Source organism: Pantoea sp. B550 (assembly GCF_024158165.1).
GTDB lineage: Bacteria > Pseudomonadota > Gammaproteobacteria > Enterobacterales > Enterobacteriaceae > Pantoea > Pantoea alfalfae.
Genome location: NZ_JAMYXI010000003.1, coordinates 3647825 through 3668206, shown reverse-complemented (window position 1 = coordinate 3668206; position 20382 = coordinate 3647825). Strand labels below are relative to the sequence as shown.

General features: G+C 54.8%; 23 protein-coding genes and 1 other annotated feature. Of the genes, 9 read left to right on the top strand and 14 right to left on the bottom strand.

Translation table 11 applies throughout. The features are described 5' to 3' along the window. Positions 1–66: 66 nt before the first annotated feature. The 12 genes from btuD to NIM72_RS20145 form a co-directional block, all read right to left on the bottom strand. Positions 67–816, bottom strand: coding sequence for a vitamin B12 ABC transporter ATP-binding protein BtuD (gene btuD / locus NIM72_RS20200; RefSeq protein WP_253421741.1), 750 nt, complete (start codon positions 814–816; stop codon positions 67–69). Next, entirely contained in the window at positions 817–1362 is a 546-nt protein-coding gene (locus NIM72_RS20195) for a glutathione peroxidase (protein WP_222924111.1), read from the bottom strand. It lies immediately after the preceding gene. A gap of 50 nt (positions 1363–1412) precedes the next feature. After that, complete coding sequence (gene btuC, locus NIM72_RS20190; RefSeq protein WP_222924112.1) at positions 1413–2396, bottom strand: vitamin B12 ABC transporter permease BtuC; 984 nt, start codon at positions 2394–2396, stop codon at positions 1413–1415. A 200-nt stretch (positions 2397–2596) separates the two neighbouring features. Beyond that, positions 2597–2899, bottom strand: a complete 303-nt coding sequence (gene ihfA, locus NIM72_RS20185; RefSeq protein WP_003853259.1) for an integration host factor subunit alpha — start codon at positions 2897–2899, stop codon at positions 2597–2599. Positions 2900–2903: 4 nt separating this feature from the next. Further along, complete coding sequence (pheT, locus tag NIM72_RS20180) at positions 2904–5291, bottom strand: phenylalanine--tRNA ligase subunit beta (RefSeq protein ID WP_161735828.1); 2388 nt, start codon at positions 5289–5291, stop codon at positions 2904–2906. A gap of 14 nt (positions 5292–5305) precedes the next feature. Next, positions 5306–6289 (bottom strand): phenylalanine--tRNA ligase subunit alpha, encoded by a 984-nt coding sequence (pheS, locus tag NIM72_RS20175; protein WP_161735830.1) that lies wholly within the window; start codon positions 6287–6289, stop codon positions 5306–5308. A 71-nt stretch (positions 6290–6360) separates the two neighbouring features. Further along, positions 6361–6486, bottom strand: a sequence feature (Phe leader region). Further along, positions 6437–6481, bottom strand: coding sequence for a pheST operon leader peptide PheM (gene pheM, locus NIM72_RS20170; RefSeq protein ID WP_106120997.1), 45 nt, complete (start codon positions 6479–6481; stop codon positions 6437–6439). It overlaps the preceding feature by 45 nt. Positions 6487–6603: 117 nt before the next feature. Beyond that, a complete protein-coding gene (gene rplT, locus NIM72_RS20165; protein WP_003853267.1) occupies positions 6604–6960 on the bottom strand; it encodes a 50S ribosomal protein L20 in 357 nt (118 codons plus the stop codon). Between the two features lie 44 nt (positions 6961–7004). After that, positions 7005–7202 carry a 50S ribosomal protein L35 gene (gene rpmI / locus NIM72_RS20160; RefSeq protein ID WP_004157374.1) on the bottom strand — a complete coding sequence of 66 codons (198 nt, stop codon included), beginning with the start codon at positions 7200–7202 and terminating at the stop codon, positions 7005–7007. 99 nt (positions 7203–7301) lie between these two features. Further along, positions 7302–7853, bottom strand: coding sequence for a translation initiation factor IF-3 (infC, locus tag NIM72_RS20155; RefSeq protein ID WP_033732471.1), 552 nt, complete (start codon positions 7851–7853; stop codon positions 7302–7304). A gap of 3 nt (positions 7854–7856) precedes the next feature. Next, entirely contained in the window at positions 7857–9785 is a 1929-nt protein-coding gene (gene thrS / locus NIM72_RS20150; protein ID WP_161735832.1) for a threonine--tRNA ligase, read from the bottom strand. A gap of 248 nt (positions 9786–10033) precedes the next feature. Beyond that, entirely contained in the window at positions 10034–10795 is a 762-nt protein-coding gene (locus NIM72_RS20145) for a YdiY family protein (RefSeq protein ID WP_161735834.1), read from the bottom strand. A 351-nt stretch (positions 10796–11146) separates the two neighbouring features. On the opposite strand from NIM72_RS20145, the gene ghoS reads away from it, so the two are divergent. Together ghoS and NIM72_RS20135 are read left to right on the top strand one after the other, a co-directional pair. Then, positions 11147–11467 carry a type V toxin-antitoxin system endoribonuclease antitoxin GhoS gene (gene ghoS / locus NIM72_RS20140; protein ID WP_161735836.1) on the top strand — a complete coding sequence of 107 codons (321 nt, stop codon included), beginning with the start codon at positions 11147–11149 and terminating at the stop codon, positions 11465–11467. A gap of 78 nt (positions 11468–11545) precedes the next feature. Next, positions 11546–12439, top strand: coding sequence for a fructosamine kinase family protein (locus NIM72_RS20135; protein ID WP_161735837.1), 894 nt, complete (start codon positions 11546–11548; stop codon positions 12437–12439). Between the two features lie 12 nt (positions 12440–12451). On the opposite strand, the gene NIM72_RS20130 is transcribed toward NIM72_RS20135, so the two are convergent. Next, positions 12452–12988: a YniB family protein gene (locus NIM72_RS20130; protein WP_013357676.1), complete on the bottom strand. Its 537-nt coding sequence runs from the start codon at positions 12986–12988 to the stop codon at positions 12452–12454. Positions 12989–13137: 149 nt separating this feature from the next. Between NIM72_RS20130 and hxpB the strand changes: the two genes are divergently transcribed. The 6 genes from hxpB (at position 13138) to NIM72_RS20100 (ending at position 18456) form a co-directional block, all read left to right on the top strand. Further along, positions 13138–13806: a hexitol phosphatase HxpB gene (gene hxpB / locus NIM72_RS20125; protein ID WP_161735839.1), complete on the top strand. Its 669-nt coding sequence runs from the start codon at positions 13138–13140 to the stop codon at positions 13804–13806. A 174-nt stretch (positions 13807–13980) separates the two neighbouring features. Next, entirely contained in the window at positions 13981–14817 is an 837-nt protein-coding gene (kduI, locus tag NIM72_RS20120) for a 5-dehydro-4-deoxy-D-glucuronate isomerase (protein WP_161735841.1), read from the top strand. A gap of 16 nt (positions 14818–14833) precedes the next feature. Beyond that, positions 14834–15595 (top strand): 2-dehydro-3-deoxy-D-gluconate 5-dehydrogenase KduD, encoded by a 762-nt coding sequence (gene kduD, locus NIM72_RS20115; RefSeq protein ID WP_253421738.1) that lies wholly within the window; start codon positions 14834–14836, stop codon positions 15593–15595. 149 nt (positions 15596–15744) lie between these two features. Continuing rightward, positions 15745–16335 carry a metal-dependent hydrolase gene (locus tag NIM72_RS20110; protein ID WP_161735843.1) on the top strand — a complete coding sequence of 197 codons (591 nt, stop codon included), beginning with the start codon at positions 15745–15747 and terminating at the stop codon, positions 16333–16335. Positions 16336–16486: 151 nt separating this feature from the next. Then, positions 16487–17878 (top strand): L-cystine transporter, encoded by a 1392-nt coding sequence (locus tag NIM72_RS20105; RefSeq protein WP_161735845.1) that lies wholly within the window; start codon positions 16487–16489, stop codon positions 17876–17878. A 188-nt stretch (positions 17879–18066) separates the two neighbouring features. After that, entirely contained in the window at positions 18067–18456 is a 390-nt protein-coding gene (locus NIM72_RS20100) for a DUF6515 family protein (RefSeq protein ID WP_222924116.1), read from the top strand. 66 nt (positions 18457–18522) lie between these two features. Here NIM72_RS20100 and osmE read toward each other — a convergent pair whose 3' ends face one another. Beyond that, entirely contained in the window at positions 18523–18858 is a 336-nt protein-coding gene (osmE, locus tag NIM72_RS20095) for an osmotically-inducible lipoprotein OsmE (protein ID WP_010245718.1), read from the bottom strand. Positions 18859–19161: 303 nt separating this feature from the next. On the opposite strand from osmE, the gene NIM72_RS20090 reads away from it, so the two are divergent. Then, the gene (locus NIM72_RS20090; protein WP_253421735.1) at positions 19162–20364 is read left to right on the top strand and encodes a multidrug effflux MFS transporter; all 1203 of its coding nucleotides are present in this window, start codon (positions 19162–19164) and stop codon (positions 20362–20364) included. Positions 20365–20382 lie beyond the last annotated feature (18 nt).

The following is a 20382-nucleotide window of genomic DNA, read 5'->3' as shown; positions in this document are numbered from 1 at the left end:
CCAAATGTCCTTATCAGAAGTTGCAACCGGCATAATGTAGCGGTAAAGCCCGCCAGGTAGCAAGTATCAGGGCAGAACGGTCAGCAGCGTGCGTCCTTCAAGCTCAATCTGCCGGAATGCAATCTGGTAGAGCGGTGTCAGGCGCTGCGGCGTCAGAACCTTTGAAGGTTCGCCCTGCGCGATCACCTGCCCGCTATCCATCAGCCAGACCCTGTCTGCCTGTTGCAGGCTGTGGTTAAGATCGTGACTGCTGGCGATTACGCTGATCCCCGACGCGCACAGCGCTGCAATCAAATCGTCCACCGCTTTTTGCTGTGCGATATCCAGCGCCGTCAACGGCTCATCAAGGATCAGCAGCCGCCCGTGAGGATTGATGTGAGGATCAATCTGAGCACAGACGGCTGCCAGCCGGACGCGCTGCCATTCCCCGCCGGAGAGCCGGGTCAGTGAACGCGATAACTTATCCTGCAGCTGAAGCCGCTGCAGCAGCATGCTGAGACGGGCATCGGCCTGCGGCCCCGCCGATTTAAGATGAAGACGCAGATAGTGCCAGATCGGCATCTGACTCAGGGGTGCCTGTTGCTGTGGCAGCCAGCCGCGCACCCTGGACAGTGCCGCACCGTTCCAGTTACTTAGCAGCTGTTCATCCAGCAACACCCTGCCAGAGGCGGATTGCAGCCCCGCAATGACACTCAGTAAGGTACTTTTACCGGCTCCGTTCGGGCCTGCAATGTGCAGCAACTGACCGGCGGCAAGTTCGCCGGTCAGGGGCAGCAGCCGTCCGGGGACGGCGGCCTGTTGCAGGCGCAACAGCATCTATTTTGCCAGCGCCTGTTTAATCGTTTCCAGAATGATGGGATCTTCCGGCGTCATGTCTGGTGCAAAACGCTGGATCACACTGCCGTCACGACCAATCAGGAACTTTTCAAAGTTCCACAGGATGTCGCCCTGCTCTTTCGGCGCGCGTCCTTTACTTTCCATACGCGCGTAAAAGCCGCTGCCTTCAGGACGCACCGCGTCAGGTCGGGCCGCAATCAGCTGTGCATAGAGCGGATGACGCGCCGGGCCATTAACCTCGGTTTTGGCAAACATCGGGAACGTCACGCCATAGGTGGTACTGCAGAAGGTTTTGATCTCCTCACTGCTGCCCGGTTCCTGCTCCAGAAACTGATTGCAGGGGAAGCCGAGTACGCTGAAACCCTGATCCTGCCAGGCTTTCTGCAGGTTCTCCAGCTCTTCGTATTGCGGCGTCAGACCACATTTCGAGGCAACGTTGACGACCAGCAGGACTTTGCCCTGCCACTTTAACAGCGTGGTTTTTTCCCCGTCGAGCGTAACCAGTTCAGTCTCATAAATGTTCATGCTTTTTCCTGTAATGGATGCGGTTGTGGATACAGAGTAGCCAGCCGAAGCTAGCGCGAAGATTTCACCAGTAAAATAATAAACAGTGGCGCGCCCAGTGTCGCCGTCACGACGCCTATCGGCAACTCCGCTGACGTCAGTGCCAGACGCGCCACGATATCGGCTGCCAGAAGCACCGCCGCGCCCGCCAATGCCGATGCCGGCAGCAGATAGCGGTGATCGCTGATGCCGCTCAGGCGCAGCAGATGCGGGATGACCAGCCCGACAAAGCCGATAGCGCCGGCCATCGCGACGCTGATGCCGACCAGCCAGCCCATGGCCAGCACCAGCAGGTTACGCCAGTAGAAGAGTGACAGCCCGAGCTGACGGGCGGAGGTCTCGCCCAGAGCCAGCAGATTGAGAATCGGCCCGGTCGCCCCCAGCGCCAGCATCACCGGCAGCAGTGCCAGCATCATCCAGCCATAGCGCCAGTCAATGCCGCTGAATCCCCCCATCATCCAGTACATCAGCTGACGCAGATCGAGGCTGGTGCTGAAGTAAACCGCCCAGGTCATGATGGCACTGCAGATAATCCCCAGCGCCACGCCGGTCAGCAACAGCCGGGTGACCGAGAGCTGACGATGAGCAAAATGCAGCAGGATTAGCGTAATAATCAGCGCGCCGGCCATCGCCGCCAGCCCAAGGCTCCACAGCGAGCCGCTGCCCAGCAGCATGCCGAGCACCAGGCCGATACCGGCACCATTCGAAACGCCGAGCAGGCCCGGCTCCGCCAGGGGATTGGTAAACAGCGCCTGCATCACCACGCCGCATACCGCCAGTGACGCGCCCACCAGGACGACAGCCAGACTGCGGGGCAGCCGCAATTGCCACACAAAGAGCTGTCCGCTATCGCTGAACCACGCAGAGGGCGCGACCCAGCTGTCTCCAGCACAGAGGCTGAGACAAAGCAGTGCAGCGAGCATAAGGGCGAGCGCAATCAGCCACTTCTGGCCGCGTTGACCGGCCTGGCGTGCGAACGTGTCGAGCAGAGACATAAGCGGGATTAGCTGAGAAAACAGTGATTTGATTGTAGAGAGATTGGTGAAAAAAGAAAGGCTGAAAGGGGCTCTGCGCCAGGCTGGTGTGGGCATTGACGGGCGCGGGAAGCGGGATCCTGGCTTACTGAAACCCTGAAAGCTGCTTACCGGAACCATGAAAAAAGGCCGCTTGCGCGGCCTTTTTGAAACGCTGAAATTCAGTCAGTCTCTTTGGGTGTAGCGTTCTCTACGCGGCTTTTCAGCTTCTGTCCTGGGCGGAACGTTACTACGCGACGCGCAGTAATCGGAATATCTTCACCCGTTTTCGGGTTTCTGCCAGGACGCTGGTTCTTGTCACGCAGGTCAAAATTACCAAACCCAGACAGTTTTACCTGTTCTCCATTTTCCAAAGCGCGACGTACCTCTTCGAAAAACAGCTCTACTAACTCTTTGGCATCGCGTTTGCTCAGCCCGAGTTTCTCAAACAGGTACTCTGACATCTCAGCTTTTGTAAGCGCCATAGGTTCAATCCCTCAAGGTTGCCTGGAATCGCTCTTTTAATGCCGCAACGCATTTGCCAACGGTCGCGGCAATCTCCTCTTCTTCGAGTGTCCGGCTGGTATCCTGCAAAATCAGGCTGATTGCGAGGCTCTTGAAGCCCTCAGAAACGCCCTTACCGCGGTACACGTCAAACAAGTTTACGCCAACTACCTGATTTACGCCAACTTTCTTACACTCCGCAATGATATCTGCTGCAGGGACGTTTTCAGCCACTACAACGGCAATATCACGGCGGTTCGCCGGGAAGCGAGAAATCTCGCGCGCGTCAGGCAGGACGCGGTCTGCGACCTTATTCCAAAGCAGTTCAAAGACTAAGGTGCGGCCATTGAGATCAAGCTTACGTTCCAGCTCAGGATGAACAACGCCGATAAATCCGATATGTTCATCACGTAAATAAATCGCCGCGCTCTGTCCTGGATGCAACCCCGGATTCGCCTCAGCCCGGAAGCTGATCTCATCCAGTTTGCCGGTTAAATCGAGCAGCGACTCTAAATCGCCTTTCAAATCATAGAAGTCAACTGTCTGACGCGCCAGATCCCAGTGCTCTTCAACGCGGTTGCCGCTGATGACGCCAGCCAGCATAAGATCCTGACGAATGCCCAAATCCGCCTGCGTATCTGGCACAAAGCGTAAGCCGCTCTCAAACAGACGTACACGGCTCTGCTGACGGTTCTGGTTGTAAACCACCGCACTGAGCAGACCGGTCCAGAGTGACAGACGCATTGTCGACATATCGCTGGAGATCGGGCTTGGCAGTAGCAGCGCCTCTTCACCTGGATGCAGCAGCTGCTGGATTTTCGGATCAACGAAACTATAAGTAATTGCTTCCTGATAACCTTTATCTACCAGCAGGTTTTTGGCGCGTTTCAGCGACAGATCCGCTTCACGGTGATGGGTCATCACCAGACCCGCCTGTACCGGCACATCAGGAATATTGTTGTAGCCATAAATACGGGCCACTTCTTCGACCAGATCTTCTTCAATGGCCATATCGAAGCGCCAGCTCGGTGCGACGGCCTGCCACTGCCCTTCACCTACAGTCACGTCACAGCCGAGACGCGTCAGAATGTCGGTAACCTGCTCATCTGCAATCACGTGACCAATCAGACGATCCAGCTTTTCGCGACGCAGCGTGATCGTGGCGGGTACAGGCAGCGCTGACTGATGAGTCTGATCGATAATCGGGCCCGCTTCACCGCCGCAGACAGACAGCAGCAGCTGAGTGGCACGCTCCAGCGCAACGTGTTGCAGTGCCGGGTCAACGCCACGCTCGTAGCGATGTGATGCGTCGGTATGCAGACCGTGACGACGAGCGCGACCAGTGATAGAGAGCGGATCGAAATAAGCACACTCAAACAGGATGTTCTGCGTTTCGCCGTTCACACCCGAATGTTCACCACCAAAGATACCGGCCATCGCCAGCGCTTTATGATGATCGGCGATCACTAAAGTATCACTCTGCAGGGCGGCTTCCGTACCATCCAGCAGCGTCAGCTTTTCGCCCTCTTTCGCCATACGCACCACGATACCGCCATCAACACGGTCAAGGTCGAAGGCGTGCATCGGCTGACCCAGCTCCAGCAGAACGTAGTTGGTGATATCGACGACCGGATCGATAGAGCGAATGCCGCAGCGACGCAGCTTCTCTTTCATCCACAGTGGCGTAGCAGCCTTAACGTTAATCCCTTTCACGACGCGGCCCAGATAGCGCGGGCAGGCTTCTGCCGCGTCAACCTGAATCGGGAACGTGTCGTTAAGCGTCGCCGCGACCGGCTGCATCTCCGGTACGTTCAGCGGCAGGCCGTTGAGCACGGCAACATCACGGGCGATACCGATCAGACCCAGACAGTCGGCGCGGTTAGGCGTAACGCTGATTTCGATAGTGTTGTCGTCCAGCTGCAGATAAGCGCGGATATCGGTGCCAACCGGCGCATCCGAAGGCAGTTCGATGATGCCGTTGTGATCGTCGGAAATACCCAGCTCAGAGAACGAGCAGAGCATTCCTTCAGAGGGCTCGCCACGCAGTTTGGCCGCTTTGATTTTGAAATCACCTGGCAGCACAGCGCCTACGGTCGCGACGGCGACTTTCAGTCCCTGACGGCAGTTCGGCGCGCCACAGACGATATCCAGCAGGCGATCGCCGCCCACGTTGATTTTGGTGACACGCAGCTTGTCGGCATTAGGGTGCTGGCCGCACTCGACTACTTCACCGACCACAACGCCGTGGAACGCACCGGCAACCGGCTCAACCCCGTCCACTTCCAGACCGGCCATAGTAATTTGTTCAGACAGCGCAGCGCTGTCCAGGGCTGGATTTACCCATTCGCGTAACCAGAGTTCACTGAATTTCATTGGATATCCTGCCCTTACTTAAATTGTTTGAGGAAACGTAAATCATTTTCGAAGAAAGCACGCAGGTCAGTCACGCCATAGCGCAACATGGTCAGACGCTCCATGCCCATACCAAAGGCGAAACCAGAGTAAACTTCCGGATCGATGCCGACATTGCGCAGCACGTTAGGGTGCACCATGCCGCAACCCAGCACTTCCAGCCACTTGCCGTTTTTACCCATAACATCCACTTCTGCCGATGGCTCAGTGAACGGGAAGTAAGAAGGACGGAAACGAATCTGTAAATCTTCTTCGAAGAAGTTGTTCAGGAAATCGTGCAGCGTGCCTTTCAGGTTGGTAAAGCTGATGTTTTTATCAACGATCAGCCCTTCCATCTGATGGAACATCGGCGTGTGAGTCTGGTCGTAATCGTTACGGTAGACGCGGCCTGGCGCAATAATGCGGATAGGCGGCTGCTGAGCCTGCATGGTGCGGATCTGCACGCCAGAGGTCTGAGTACGCAGCAGACGCGTGGCGTCGAACCAGAAGGTGTCGTGATCGGCACGTGCCGGGTGGTGCGCAGGAATATTCAGCGCATCGAAGTTATGATAATCATCTTCAATTTCCGGCCCTGTTACCACGCCAAAGCCTAACTCGCCAAAGAAAGTCTCAATGCGATCCATGGTGCGGGTGACCGGATGCAGACCGCCATTCTCAATACGGCGACCCGGCAGCGAGACATCAATGGTCTCTTCCGCAAGACGGGCATTCAGCACGGCGGATTCCAGGGCATCTTTGCGTGCATTCAGGCGCTCAGTGACCTGCTGCTTCGCTTCGTTGATTACCGCACCTGCTGCAGGACGCTCTTCTGCTGGCAGCTCGCGTAACGTCGTCATCTGCAGTGTCAGATGTCCTTTCTTACCCAGGTATTCGACGCGCACCGCGTCAAGGGCGGCGATATCCGTCGCCCCGTCGATGGCCGCCGTGGCGCTGGCCACCAGTTCTGCGAGTTGGGACATAATTTCCTCTTTTTCCAGTCAGGCTGGTCAGTTCTCGTTGGGACCTGCCGGTCCAATATGCTAGCGCCAGAAACAAAAAAGCCTCCACGAGGGAGGCTTTTAGCGCGGTTTTTCGTTTCTTCTCTTATGCGCAAAAGCCCCCGAATGTCAGGCGCTAAAGTAAAAAAAGAAACGGAAAATAGCAGCATTCATGCTTGCGGTTACCTTGTCATGCGATACAGGGGGTCTATTGAAAAGCTCTGCGACGAAAATGTCAATCTTTTGCGTAAGTTACAGGCAATAAAAAAGGGAGCAAGCTCCCTTTTTCATCTGACTTACGCCAGGGCTGATTTCGCTTTTTCGACCAGTGCAGAGAATGCCACTTTGTCGAATACTGCGATGTCGGCCAGGATCTTACGGTCGATCTCAATGGCTGCTTTTTTCAGACCATTGATGAAACGGCTGTAAGACATGCCGTTCTGACGTGCCGCTGCGTTGATACGCGCGATCCACAGCTGACGGAACTGACGCTTACGCTGACGACGGTCACGGTAAGCATACTGACCAGCTTTGATAACAGCCTGGAAAGCAACACGGTAAACACGTGAACGTGCACCGTAATAGCCTTTAGCTTGTTTTAAGATTTTTTTGTGACGTGCGCGAGCAACTACACCACGTTTTACACGAGCCATTTAGCTCTCCTGTTTAATATTCTGAATTAATGAAAAAAATTTACTTATGCGTACGGCAGGCAGGCAATAACCAGACCCAGATCGCCTTTTGACACCATGCCTTTAGGGCGCAGGTGACGTTTACGCTTAGTAGATTTTTTAGTCAGAATATGACGCAGGTTTGCGTGTTTACGCTTGAAGCCGCCAGAAGCGGTCTTCTTGAAGCGCTTAGCCGCGCCACGTACAGTTTTAATCTTTGGCATTTTAAAAATATCCACTTCGCATTGTTAATAACATGACCCAGACAGGCGAACAGATAACCGCACGGCGCGAACGCTGCGCGGCTATTGCTACTTGAAAGCCTACTGTTTCTTCTTAGGAGCGAGCACCATGATCATCTGGCGGCCTTCGATCTTCGAAGGGAAGGATTCGACAATGGCCAAATCCAGATCTTCACACAGGTCTTTACGGACGCGGTTAAGCACTTCCATACCGATCTGCTGGTGCGCCATCTCACGACCGCGGAAGCGGAGCGTGATTTTGGCTTTATCGCCATCTTCCAGAAAGCGAATCAGGTTGCGTAGTTTGACCTGATAGTCGCCATCATCGGTTCCAGGACGGAATTTGATTTCCTTAACCTGAATAACTTTTTGCTTCTTCTTCTGTTCCTTAGAAGATTTGCTTTTTTCATAGAGGAACTTGCCGTAATCCATAATACGGCAGACCGGCGGTTCGGCATTCGGGCTGATTTCGACTAAGTCGCCGCCCGCTTCCTCGGCTTTTTCCAGAGCTTCGCGTAATGTGACAATGCCAATCGGCTCGCCATCCATGCCCGTTAAGCGCACTTCAGTTGCGCGGATTTCACTGTTAATTTTGTTCGGACGCGTCGGTAGTACTCGTTTTCCGCCTTTAATACTTTATTCCTCCAATTGGTGAAGATTTCGGCTGCGAACCTCTTGTTGCAACTTCTCAACAAACAGATCGACATCCATCGTTCCCAGGTCTTTACCACGGCGGGTGCGAACGGCAACTTTGCCTGATTCCACCTCTTTATCACCGCAGACCAACATATAAGGGACGCGACGTAGTGTGTGCTCGCGGATTTTAAAGCCTATCTTCTCATTTCTCAAGTCTGCCTTCACACGAATGCCAGCATTCTGCAGCTTACGCGTCAAAGACTCAACATATTCCGCTTGTCCGTCGGTAATATTCATTACCACAACTTGCAGCGGTGCCAGCCAGGTTGGGAAGAAACCGGCGAACTCTTCGGTAAGAATACCGATGAAGCGCTCCATCGATCCCAGAATCGCACGGTGAATCATCACTGGCGTCTGACGGTCGTTGTTTTCACCTACGTAGGTTGCTTCAAGGCGTTTTGGCAGGGAGAAGTCTAGCTGAACTGTTCCGCACTGCCAGGCGCGATCAAGACAATCGTACAAAGTGAACTCAATTTTAGGGCCGTAGAACGCGCCTTCGCCGGGCTGGAACTCAAACTCAATGTTGTTTTCGTTCAGCGCGGCGGCCAGGTCTTCCTCGGCACGATCCCACATCTCATCTGTACCGATGCGCTTCTCAGGACGGGTGGATAACTTCACCACAATCTTTTCAAAGCCGAAGGTGCTGTACATGTCATAGACCATGCGGATACAGCTGTTCACTTCGTCACGCACCTGCTCTTCTGTACAGAAGACGTGTGCATCATCCTGGGTAAAGCCGCGAACGCGCATCAGACCGTGCAGCGCACCTGATGGCTCATTACGGTGACAGCTACCAAACTCTGCCATACGCAGCGGCAGGTCACGGTAGGATTTCAGACCCTGATTAAAGATCTGAACGTGTCCAGGACAGTTCATCGGTTTGATGCAGTATTCACGGTTCTCAGATGAGGTGGTGAACATGGCTTCTTTATAGTTTTCCCAGTGCCCGGTTTTTTCCCACAGAACACGGTCCATCATGAACGGACCTTTAACTTCCTGGTACTGGTACTCTTTTAATTTGCTGCGGACAAACACTTCCAGCTCGCGGAAGATGGTCCAGCCGTCATTATGCCAGAAGACCATACCGGGGGCTTCTTCCTGCATGTGATAGAGATCCAGCTGCTTACCAATCTTACGATGGTCACGCTTCGCCGCCTCTTCCAGACGCTGCAGATAGGCTGCCAGCTGCTTTTTGTCGGCCCATGCGGTGCCATAAATACGCTGCAGCATTTTATTGCTGCTGTCGCCGCGCCAGTAGGCACCGGAGATCTTCTGCAGTTTAAAATGATGGCAGAACCGCATGTTCGGCACGTGCGGACCGCGGCACATGTCGACATATTCTTCGTGATGATACAGGCCAGGCTTATCGTCATGGCTGATGTTTTCATCAAGAATGGTGGTCTTGTAGATTTCGCCGCGCGCCGCAAAGACGTCGCGTGCTTCCTGCCAGCTGACTTTTTTCTTCACCACATCGTAGTTGGTTTCAGCCAACTGATGCATGCGTTTTTCCAGCAGGTCGATATCTTCCTGGGTCAGGGTACGATCGATGTCGACATCATAATAGAAGCCGTTATCAATGACCGGGCCAATCGCCATTTTGGTATCCGGCCACAGCTGTTTAATGGCGTGCCCTAACAGGTGCGCACAGGAGTGACGGATAATTTCCAGACCCGCTTCATCTTTTGCGGTAATGATCGCGACAGCGGCATCGTCGGTGATGGGATCAACAGCATCAACCAGTTCACCGTTAACGCGGCCAGCGATACAGGCTTTCGCCAGACCTGGACCGATGTCCAGCGCAATATCCATGACACTGACAGGGCGGTCAAACACGCGCTGGCTGCCATCAGGAAGCGTAATTACAGGCATTTCATGTCCTTATTTGCAGTGGTAAGCCACACGAAAGCTTACATGCAACGTAATGTAAAATGAGTGACCTGGCGTGATATCAGACCCACATTGTCGGAATGTCGCCAGGATTGCAGTGCGTAGCGGATGATAGCAGTTTTCGCCGACGAGAAAAACCATCCCCTTTTCGCTAAGCCATGGAGCGAACAAAAAAAAGCGGCCTGACACACAGTGTCAGACCGCCAGGCATGCCGCAGTTTAAAATGCGCTTACATTGCGTAAGAGAGCATGATTGAGGTTTTGGTGTCGGTACGATCTGGCGCAGACTCAGCCGGATTGTTGTTCCAGGTGACGTTGTAAGCCAGCTTCAGCGCGAAGTGGCTATTGATAGCGACCTGCAGGCCGGTTTCGGAGTTCACTGTGGTGTCTTCACCAAAGCTGCTCAGCACGGATACGCCCTGAATAAATTTGGTGGTGTCGGTCAACTGCCACTGATAGCTCACTGCGCCATAGCCCAGCGCCTTGGTCTGATGACCGCCAGCGTGGTAATCGTCATAACGCACACCCGGACCCAATTCCGCACGCAGCGAGTGCACCGGACCATTCAGAATCTGACGACCGTAACCGGCAGTCAGCACGTCACGTGAATCATAACCATTGAAACGATCGCTTAACCAGCTCGCCTGCCCAAACAGGTAGTCATAGGAGTTGAGGTTATAGCGTGAACGACCACCGATGTTGTACGTCTCTGAAGAGCGTTCATCATTTGACGAGGTGTTCGCTGCGTTACCCCACAAGCTGTAGGCCATAGATGACTGATACCAGGTCATATTGGTCTGAGCCGTCATTGATGAACTGGTGGTGTTACCGGTTTGCGCCAGGTATCCCGCAGCAGCAGAGCCTTCAAATGGCTTCTTAGCCGTGGAAGGGTCATCCATTGAGGTGAATACGGCGTTATCGGCCAGTGCCTGGTGACAAAACGCTCCGGCGGAGAGCAAAAGAACAGCAGACAGCTTGTTATAGGCTTTCATTAAATGTGATCCGTGCGACTGTTTAAAAAACGGAGAGTCTGAAGCGTTTTGCCCGGCATTCAATGCAATTTACGGTAAGTTTTGTAAAAAATTATTAACTTACACAAAATGCCTAGAATCACCCTGACAACCCATGTTAATTGGGACTCATCTTATTAACGTCGCGCATTATAGTGCTGCCCAGATGAAAAGCCAGACGTAACGGCAGAAAGATTTTTACGTCAATGGCAGGGCTCCTGACACTGATTTACGTTATGCGTCACGACAGACATTTAGCATCTCTTTCATAATTCGCCTGAATTTTCACCATAGTCTACGCTCAGTTCAGTTTCTCTTTCCCGGAGGTGCCTCATGAGCAATACGGCCTTAACCCGTTATATCGTGACCTTTCATTATCAGGAGTCGGGATTAAGTGACATCCTGGAGCTGACCAGCGCGATGACCGCCGCCGGTTTCACCACCACGCTGGCTGATGAAAACGGCCATCCCCATGAACTGGGCACGAACAGTTATGGCATCGTCAGTACGCTGGACGCTGAGGATCTGCGACAGCAGGTTGCGGCTGCCGGTGAAAACGCACTGGGTCAGAAACCGGATGTGACTGTCATGACCTTTGAAGAGTATCTGCGGGACACTCCCAGTCATCGCCCCGCCACCTCCGCGCCAGAATAAAAGGTGCAATCACGCTGGTTTTGGTGAATATTCAGGCATCAGCATCGGACTTACGCAGCGAACAACGAGGATAGCCCTATGTGGTCAGCCATCAGTCGTCTGTTAAGCGAGCAGTTAGGCAACGCCGAAATCACTCAACGTCACGCCCTTGCGGGTGGTGATATCCATCCCACCTGGCATATTCGCTACGGTGACCACGATGTCTTCGTCAAAAGTAACAGCCGCGAGATGCTGTCGCTTTTTACCTGGGAAGCCGACCAGCTTGCCTTGCTGGCGCGCACCGGCACGGTTCGTGTGCCAGAAGTGTATGGTGTGGGTCATCATCGCGAGGAGAGCTTTCTCTTGCTGGAGTACATCAGGCCACAGCCGCTTGATGAGCAGCGTGCATATCAGCTGGGTCAGCAGCTGGCGCACCTGCACCAGTGGAGCGAACAGACGCAGTTCGGCCTCGATTTCGACAACAACATCACCACCACGCCCCAGCCTAATAGCTGGCTGCGACGCTGGTCGGTCTTTTTTGCCGAACAGCGCATTGGCTGGCAGCTGCAGCTGGCGGCCGAAAAGGGGATTCAGTACGGGGATACCGAGCTGATCATCGCCTCCGTGCAGCGGGTGCTTGCGTCACATCATCCGCAGCCATCGCTGCTGCATGGCGATCTCTGGCCCGCTAACTGCGCCAGCAGTGACAGTGGCCCCTGGCTGTTCGATCCCGCCTGTTACTGGGGTGACCGTGAGTGCGATTTAGCCATGCTGAGCTGGTATCCTGACCTGCCCCGCCAGATTTACGATGGCTATCAGGCGGTGTGGCCGCTACCGGATGGTTTTTCGCAGCGTCTGCCGGTCTACCAGCTCTACTATCTGCTGAATCGGGCTAACGTGTTTGGCGGACACTGGCCTGGCGATGCGCAGTTCGCCATTGGCCAGTTGCTGGATGAAGATGCGCTCGGCACCCGTCAGGCCAGACCGGCCTGACGGCGTTCACGGTCAGATAAAGCCCAGCAGCGACAGCGCAAAATATCCGGCTATCGCAATCACCACTGGCAGGACGTAAAGCGGGAAAATCTGCAGGAAGATGGTGTGGCGAGGAACGCGCACCTTCTCTTCCAGTTGCTGACGGCTGCGTCCTTCACTGCCCTTTGCCTGCTCCAGAATCATCTGATCTTCAATGCCCTCTTTGACGTGACGTGCCTGCCGTCCCATCCGCGCGCCTGATGACTCCAGCGCCAGTCCGACAAAAATCAGAATGTAGATCAGCCAGAAACCCAGGTTCATCTGACCATTAAATTCCGGTACCGGCGAGTTATGCCAGAAAACGTTCAGGAACGGCGTGTTGAAGCGCAGCATATCGACAATGACATGCACGAAATCAAGCATAACGGCGTCAATACCTGGCTGCTTCTCGCTGTGCTTAAACATAAAGCTCAATACTGAGATAATGGTCGACAGGAGTGCCACTAAAAAGAGCACCCAGCCCACCACGCGCTTAAGGATGGCGATACGGCCAGCCTGTTGATAGGTCATAATATCTCCTGAACCTGGAATCCAATTTGCCGTCAGTCTACCTGCCAACAGAGAAATTTCCCAAATAAAGCGTGGTCAATAGGATGAAGCAGGCGTCAGCAGAGAATGATGTTATGGTTAAACCGACTTTATTTATAAGGAGACCGCTGATGGCCTGGCACCGCCCTGTCCTTGCTGCCCTGTTTGATATGGATGGCTTACTGATCGATTCTGAACCGCTATGGGATCAGGCTGAGCTGGATATCTTTTCAACGCTGGACGTTGACCTGTCACGCCGCAGTGAAATGCCCGATACCCTTGGCCTGCGTATCGATCAGACTGTGCGGATGTGGTACGAAACGCTGCCGTGGCATGGCCCCTCTCAGCAGGAGGTCACTGAGCGGATTATTACGCGCGCCATGACGCTGGTGGATCAGACGCGGCCACTGCTGCCGGGCGTGGAAACGGCACTGCAACTGTGCCGGGAACATGGGCTGAAAATCGGCCTGGCCTCCGCATCGCCGCTAAAGATGCTGGAACAGGTGCTGGAAATCTTCAATCTGCGCCCTTATTTTGATGTGCTGTCTTCAGCAGAAGCGCTGCCCTACAGCAAGCCCCATCCGCAGGTCTATCTCAACGCCGCCGCCAGCCTTGCGATCGATCCGCTCAACTGCGTCACGCTGGAAGATTCGTTTAATGGCATGATCGCGACCAAAGCGGCCCGCATGCGGTCGATTGTGGTACCCGCCGCTGAACACCGTGACGATCCGCGCTGGGCGCTGGCGGATGTCCGGCTGGACAATCTGACACAGCTTAGCCTGCAGCATCTGCAGGGATAATAAACAGCCCGCGCATAGCGGGCTTTTTTTTGCCCACTGCGCCTGCCAGTTGATCTACCCCGCAAAAAATAAAACAACGTTTCATTTTTATTGAATTCCCCTCCCGCTCTGCCTAAGATGCCCGAAGCGTCCCCATTCGGGGCATGAATAACCTGACCTGCAGAGAGGCCTGAGATGGACATTCGCCAAAGCATTCACAGCGATCACGCTAAACAACTCGACACTGACGCGCTGCGCCGCGAGTTTCTGATTGAAACGATTTTTTCCGCTGACAATTACACCCTGACCTACAGCCACATCGACCGCATCATCATTGGCGGCGTGATGCCGGTTAATAAGCCAGTCATTATCGGTGATGAGATGGGAAAACAGCTGGGCGTCAGTTACTTTCTTGAACGCCGCGAGCTGGGCATGATCAACATTGGCGGCCCGGGTCTGGTCGAGGTTGACGGTAAAGCCTGGGAGATCGGTCACGAAGAGGCGCTTTACATCGGCAAAGGTGCGCGCAACCTGCAGTTCCGCAGCCTGAACCCTGCACAGCCGGCCAAATTCTATTACAACAGTGCGCCAGCACACAGCACCTTCCCGGACAAGAAAATCACGCTGCAGGACGCAGCAACCGCGACGCTGGGTGATGCCGCGACCTCTAATCGCCGCACCATTAACAAATTTATCGTGCCGGATGTGTTGCCCACCTGCCAGCTCACCATGGGCTTAACCAGACTGGATGAAGGCAGCCTGTGGAACACCATGCCCTGCCACACCCACGAACGCCGCATGGAAGTCTATTTCTACTTCGATATGAGCGAAGAGTGCGCCGTCTTCCACATGATGGGGCAACCGCAGCAAACCCGCCATCTGCTGGTACACAACGAGCAGGCGGTGATCTCACCCAGCTGGTCAATTCACGCCGGTGTCGGCACCCAGCGTTACACCTTTATCTGGGGCATGGTGGGTGAGAATCAGGTCTTTGATGACATGGACCACGTCAAAATCAGTGAACTGCGCTGAGCAGAGGAGAAATACCATGATACTGAGTACGTTTAACCTGGAAGGTAAAGTCGCGCTGGTGACCGGCTGTAATACCGGTTTAGGGCAAGGTATGGCGCTGGGCCTGGCCCAGGCGGGTTGTGATATCGTCGGCGTTAACCGTGATGGCCCGGATGATACCCAAAGTAAAGTGGAGGCGCTGGGTCGCCGGTTCTGGCCGGTGCAGGCCGATCTGATGCAGACCAGCGTGGTGGCCTCAGTGGTTGAACAGGCGCTGGCCGCTGCCGGTAAAATTGACATTCTGGTCAACAATGCCGGCATTATCCGCCGTGAGGACGCACTGAATTTCAGCGAGCAGGACTGGGATGACGTGATGAATCTTAACAGCAAGAGCCTGTTTTTCCTGTCGCAGCAGGTTGCCCGTCAGTTTATCGCGCAGGGTAATGGCGGCAAGATCATCAATATCGCCTCCATGCTCTCCTTCCAGGGCGGTATCCGGGTGCCCTCTTATACGGCGTCGAAAAGTGCCGTGATGGGTCTGACCCGTCTGATGGCGAACGAGTGGGCAAAACATGGCATTAACGTCAATGCCATCGCTCCCGGTTACATGGCCACCAACAATACGGAACAGCTTCGCAATGATGAGTCGCGTAGTGAAGAGATTCTGGGGCGTATTCCGGCAGGCCGCTGGGGCGTGCCTGATGACATGATGGGGCCGGTAGTTTTCCTGGCCTCTTCCGCATCTGACTACGTGAATGGCTATACCCTGGCGGTAGATGGCGGCTGGCTGGCACGTTAATCTTTCTGGCAGAACGGGCGGGCAGTGTTTCATCGCTGTCCGCCTTGTTAAAAATATTCATGCTTCGTTACAGCGTCACATGTTCTCATTTACTGGATAAATCCCTATACTGGATGCATCGACAGCTTTCTTTGCAACCAGGTTCTATCATGACGGGCGAAGGCCACATTATTTTTGCCATTGCCAGCGCTATCTTTGCGAAGCGTGCTGAGCTGACACCCGTACTGGCGCAGGCCGACTGGTGGCATCTTGTTCCCTCAGCCCTGCTGACATGTCTGTTGCCCGATATCGACCACCCCAAATCTTTGCTGGGACAGCGACTACGCTGGCTTTCTCATCCTATTGCGCGCGCGTTCGGTCATCGGGGCTTTACCCATAGCCTGCTGGCGGTGGCCGCCGGTTTATGGCTTTTTCAGATAAACCTGCCCCAGTCGTCGCCAATACCGGCAGACGTACTACAGGGTCTGACGCTGGGCTACCTCAGTCATATTGTGGCCGATATGCTGACACCCGCCGGTGTTCCGCTGCTATGGCCCTGCCGCTGGCGCTTCCGCCTGCCGATTCTGCGCAGTCAGAAAGGAAACCAGCTTGAGCGGGCATTGTGTCTGGGACTGGTCGGCTATGCGCTGTGGTTCCCGGTCGGCATGCCATATTTTGGTGCAAACGGCTGGCCGGCTCAGCTGTTTGATACGCTACAAAATGGCGTCAGTCGATTAATTTCCAGTCATACTGCGCAATAAATCCGCACAAAACACCATTAAGTTATAAACCATGCCATTTGGATATAAGGCACCCTCTGCACCTGCTGTTACCATTCCTGCTGTCTTAATTCGTGATTAACATTATGCGGCTTTCCCGGGTGGGAAAGCCGCATTACTCTGGAGTTTCAGCATGGACCTTCCTCTTACGCTTAATATCGTGGCCTTTGTGGTGCTGCTGGTATTACTCTCCCGCTTCAGCCGTCAGAACTGGAGCCTGTCGAAAAAAGTGCTGACCGGTCTGGTGATCGGCGTGCTGTTCGGCCTGGTTTTGCAGTTGATCTACGGCGAAAACAGCGCAGTGGTAAAAGAGTCTATCAGCTGGTTTAACATCATCGGTAATGGCTATGTCCAGTTGCTGCAGATGGTGGTGATGCCGCTGGTGTTCGTTTCAATTCTGAGCGCGGTTGCCCGTCTGCATAATGCCTCGTCACTGGGGAAAATCAGCGTACTGACCATTGGTGTACTGCTGTTTACCACCGCAATTTCGGCGCTGGTTGGCGTGTTCGTGACCGGCCTGTTTGGTCTGAGCGCGGAAGGTCTGGTACAGGGTGTGCAGGAAACCGCGCGTCTGAGTGCGATCCAGAGCAACTATGTCGGCAAGGTCTCTGACCTGAGCGTGCCCCAGCTGGTGCTCTCCTTTATCCCGAAAAACCCGTTTGCCGATCTGACCGGCGCCAGTCCAACCTCCATTATCAGCGTCGTCATCTTTGCCGCCTTCCTGGGTGTCGCTGCCCTGCAGTTGCTGAAAGATGATGAAGTGAAAGGTCAGCGCGTGCTGGTCGCAATTGATACGCTGCAGTCGTGGGTTATGAAGCTGGTTCGTCTGGTAATGAAGCTGACCCCCTACGGTGTGCTGGCGCTGATGACCAAAGTGGTTGCCGGTTCTAACCTGCAGGACATCATCAAGCTGGGCAGCTTTGTGGTCGCCTCTTACCTGGGTCTGGCCATCATGTTTGGTGTTCACGCCCTGCTGCTGTCGGTGAATGGCATCAACCCGCTGCGCTTCTTCCGTAAAGTGTGGCCGGTGATCACCTTCGCCTTCACCAGCCGCTCCAGCGCAGCGAGCATTCCACTGAGCGTAGAGACGCAGACCCGTCGTCTGGGCGTACCTGATTCGATTGCCAGCTTCGCGGCCTCCTTTGGTGCCACAATTGGACAGAATGGCTGTGCCGGTCTCTATCCAACCATGCTGGCCGTGATGGTTGCGCCAACGGTTGGAATCAACCCGTTTGATCCGCTGTGGATTGCCACCCTGGTTGGGATAGTGACGCTGAGCTCCGCAGGCGTGGCCGGTGTCGGCGGTGGTGCCACCTTTGCCGCCCTGATTGTTCTGCCTGCAATGGGCCTGCCTGTTACCCTGGTGGCGCTGCTGATCTCCATTGAGCCGCTGATTGATATGGGTCGTACGGCACTGAACGTTAACGGTTCCATGACCGCCGGTTCCCTGACCAGCCGCTGGTTAGGTCTGACCGATAAGCGCGTACTGGAAAGTGACGACAACGCCGAGCTGGCGCATCGTTAATCTGCTGTAAGCCTGGCGCGCCCGCGCCAGGTTATTTCCACTCTGCCTCTCCATAATCCTCCCCATTGATGGCGACGCCGTTAAGAAAGCGTTAAGCATGGTAAACAGGCGAAAAATCGCCGCTTTAATGCTTGTCTTTGCCCGGCAAAAAGCGAATTCTGCATCCAGTCTTATGAGGAGGACATCCGATGAAAAAAATTATTGCCTCGCTTCTGACGCTGGCGCTGTTGACGCCCGCGCTGGCTTTCGCCCACCCTGGCGACTGGGGCCCGGGTGGATGGGGTCGACATGGCGGACCCGGCCCCCACTGGGGCGGTCCTGGCCCGGTGCGTTTTTTACCTGAAGCCGCTACCGCGGTGCTGATTGGCGGACTGACCTACTACCTGCTGAACGGCAGTTATTATCAGCGTCACGGGGATGAATATGTGGTGGTCGAACCGCCAGCCGGGTCGCGGGTCAGCAATGAAATGCGGGTACTCGACTTTAATGGTAAACGTTTTTATGTGCAGGACGGCCACTACTACCAGCGGCAGATAGACGGTGATTATGTTGAGGTGCCACGTCCGGCAGGATTGTAGTCCGCGCCACAACGAAAAACGGCCCGTCATGACGACGGGCCGTTTGCTATTCAGGAGTGCTACGTGTTACTGCTGAACCTGCGGATCGGTGTCATATTCCGCACAGCTCTGGAAGCCGTAGTTCATCACACGGCCAGTATCGTTGTAGCTCACGAAGTAAGTCTGTGCTTTACCGTCGCGCTGGCCCAGTACGTAAGTCTGGCAGGTGCCGCGCGCGTGAACCATGGTGATTTCAGTAGACGGCGTACCGGCGATCTGACGAACCTGATCACGGGTCATACCTTTTTTAACATCCTTAACAACTGGCTTAGTCACGTAGCTTTCAGCACGATCGTAAGTCGTACAACCAGACAGTGCAGCCAGCGTCAGCGCCGCAGCGATACATCCCATCACTTTATTCATCTTGTTGTTCCTCATTTATTGTCCATGTGGAAACAAGCCTGGAACATAAATGCTGATTTATCAAGTTTATGAGTAACAATTCGTGGCATGGTAAACGTCAGGATATCGTAAAGAAGGCTGTTTTGCTGTCAACGCAGACGTATACTTCCCCGCAAAACAGACACGCCGTAACGACCCGTTTTCAGACTCATCGGCCATCATCTATGAGGGCGTTGATCAGTGTGATAGCTGCGTAACGGGTCTCTGTAATTTACTGACTTACCTGCTTTCTGTTCACCCCATCGCTGACGAATCCGAGGATAAATGACCCCTGTACACGCCAACCGCCTGGTTTACGCCATTACGCTCGGCCTGCTGGCCGCACTGGGCCCGCTCTGCATCGATCTCTATCTGCCTGCCCTGCCACAAATGGCGCAGGATCTGCACACTGAAACCGCAACCTCGCAGCTAAGTCTTACCGCCGGTCTGTTGGGTCTGGGCGTTGGACAGCTGCTGTTTGGTCCAATGAGCGATAAGTTCGGCCGCCTGCGTCCGCTGACCCTGTCACTGGGGCTGCTGTTTATCGCCTCGATGGGCTGTGCACTGGCGCAGGATATTAACCAGCTGCTGCTGGCACGACTGTTCGAGGGACTGGCCGGTGCAGGTGGTGCGGTATTGTCACGGGCGATTGCGCGAGATATGTACAGCGGTCATGAGCTGACGCGTTTCTTCGCGCTGCTGATGCTGGTCAACGGCCTGGCACCGATTGGCGCACCGGTACTGGGCGGTGTGCTGATGACGATAGTCAACTGGCGCGGCATCTTTATGGTGTTGGGCGGCATAGCCATTCTCCTGATTCTGCTGGCACGCTGGAAGCTGCATGAAACGCTGCCAGAAGAACGGCGCAGTAAAGGATCGATTTTCTCCGCCTACGCAGCGCTGGGTCAGGTGATAACCCATCGCCCCTTTATGGGCTTCTGCCTGACCCAAGGATTTATGATGTCCGGCATGTTCGCCTACATCGGTGCCTCACCGTTTGTCCTGCAACAGCTTTATGGCCTGTCGCCTCAGGCCTTCAGCTTCTGTTTTGCGGCCAACGGATTTGGTCTGATCATTGCCTCGCAAACCAGCGCCCGCCTCTGTCCACTTTGGGGCGAGTATCGGGTGTTGAAAGGCGGGCTGACGCTGGCCTTTGTCGCCTCCAGTCTGCTGCTGCTGGCCGCGCTGTTACATGCCCCGTTAGCGCTACTGCTGGTGGCACTGTTCTTTACCATCGCCAGTAATGGCGTGATCGCCACCACCGCCTCATCACTGGCGATGCAGAGTCAGGGCCACCGCGCGGGCAGCGCCTCCGCAGTGATTGGCGTCACCATGTTCACCCTGGGCGCGGTTACCGTGCCGATCACCGGCATCGGCGGTACCTCGGTACTGAGCATGTGCGCCACCATTTTTGGCTGCTTTATGATGGCAATTCTGATGTTCAGCCTGCTGGCCAAAAAACCGCTGCCGCGGGTAAAAACTCACTGATTTCGCAATGTTAAGCCT

Bases quoted from the DNA above. Each gene is read 5' to 3' on its own strand.
- btuD (WP_253421741.1), bottom strand. From the start codon at position 816: ATGCTGTTGCGCCTGCAACAGGCCGCCGTCCCCGGACGGCTGCTGCCC.
- NIM72_RS20195 (WP_222924111.1), bottom strand. From the start codon at position 1,362: ATGAACATTTATGAGACTGAACTGGTTACGCTCGACGGGGAAAAAACC.
- btuC (WP_222924112.1), bottom strand. From the start codon at position 2,396: ATGTCTCTGCTCGACACGTTCGCACGCCAGGCCGGTCAACGCGGCCAG.
- ihfA (WP_003853259.1), bottom strand. From the start codon at position 2,899: ATGGCGCTTACAAAAGCTGAGATGTCAGAGTACCTGTTTGAGAAACTC.
- pheT (WP_161735828.1), bottom strand. From the start codon at position 5,291: ATGAAATTCAGTGAACTCTGGTTACGCGAATGGGTAAATCCAGCCCTG.
- pheS (WP_161735830.1), bottom strand. From the start codon at position 6,289: ATGTCCCAACTCGCAGAACTGGTGGCCAGCGCCACGGCGGCCATCGAC.
- rplT (WP_003853267.1), bottom strand. From the start codon at position 6,960: ATGGCTCGTGTAAAACGTGGTGTAGTTGCTCGCGCACGTCACAAAAAA.
- rpmI (WP_004157374.1), bottom strand. From the start codon at position 7,202: ATGCCAAAGATTAAAACTGTACGTGGCGCGGCTAAGCGCTTCAAGAAG.
- thrS (WP_161735832.1), bottom strand. From the start codon at position 9,785: ATGCCTGTAATTACGCTTCCTGATGGCAGCCAGCGCGTGTTTGACCGC.
- NIM72_RS20145 (WP_161735834.1), bottom strand. From the start codon at position 10,795: ATGAAAGCCTATAACAAGCTGTCTGCTGTTCTTTTGCTCTCCGCCGGA.
- ghoS (WP_161735836.1), top strand. From the start codon at position 11,147: ATGAGCAATACGGCCTTAACCCGTTATATCGTGACCTTTCATTATCAG.
- NIM72_RS20135 (WP_161735837.1), top strand. From the start codon at position 11,546: ATGTGGTCAGCCATCAGTCGTCTGTTAAGCGAGCAGTTAGGCAACGCC.
- NIM72_RS20130 (WP_013357676.1), bottom strand. From the start codon at position 12,988: ATGACCTATCAACAGGCTGGCCGTATCGCCATCCTTAAGCGCGTGGTG.
- hxpB (WP_161735839.1), top strand. From the start codon at position 13,138: ATGGCCTGGCACCGCCCTGTCCTTGCTGCCCTGTTTGATATGGATGGC.
- kduI (WP_161735841.1), top strand. From the start codon at position 13,981: ATGGACATTCGCCAAAGCATTCACAGCGATCACGCTAAACAACTCGAC.
- kduD (WP_253421738.1), top strand. From the start codon at position 14,834: ATGATACTGAGTACGTTTAACCTGGAAGGTAAAGTCGCGCTGGTGACC.
- NIM72_RS20110 (WP_161735843.1), top strand. From the start codon at position 15,745: ATGACGGGCGAAGGCCACATTATTTTTGCCATTGCCAGCGCTATCTTT.
- NIM72_RS20105 (WP_161735845.1), top strand. From the start codon at position 16,487: ATGGACCTTCCTCTTACGCTTAATATCGTGGCCTTTGTGGTGCTGCTG.
- NIM72_RS20100 (WP_222924116.1), top strand. From the start codon at position 18,067: ATGAAAAAAATTATTGCCTCGCTTCTGACGCTGGCGCTGTTGACGCCC.
- osmE (WP_010245718.1), bottom strand. From the start codon at position 18,858: ATGAATAAAGTGATGGGATGTATCGCTGCGGCGCTGACGCTGGCTGCA.
- NIM72_RS20090 (WP_253421735.1), top strand. From the start codon at position 19,162: ATGACCCCTGTACACGCCAACCGCCTGGTTTACGCCATTACGCTCGGC.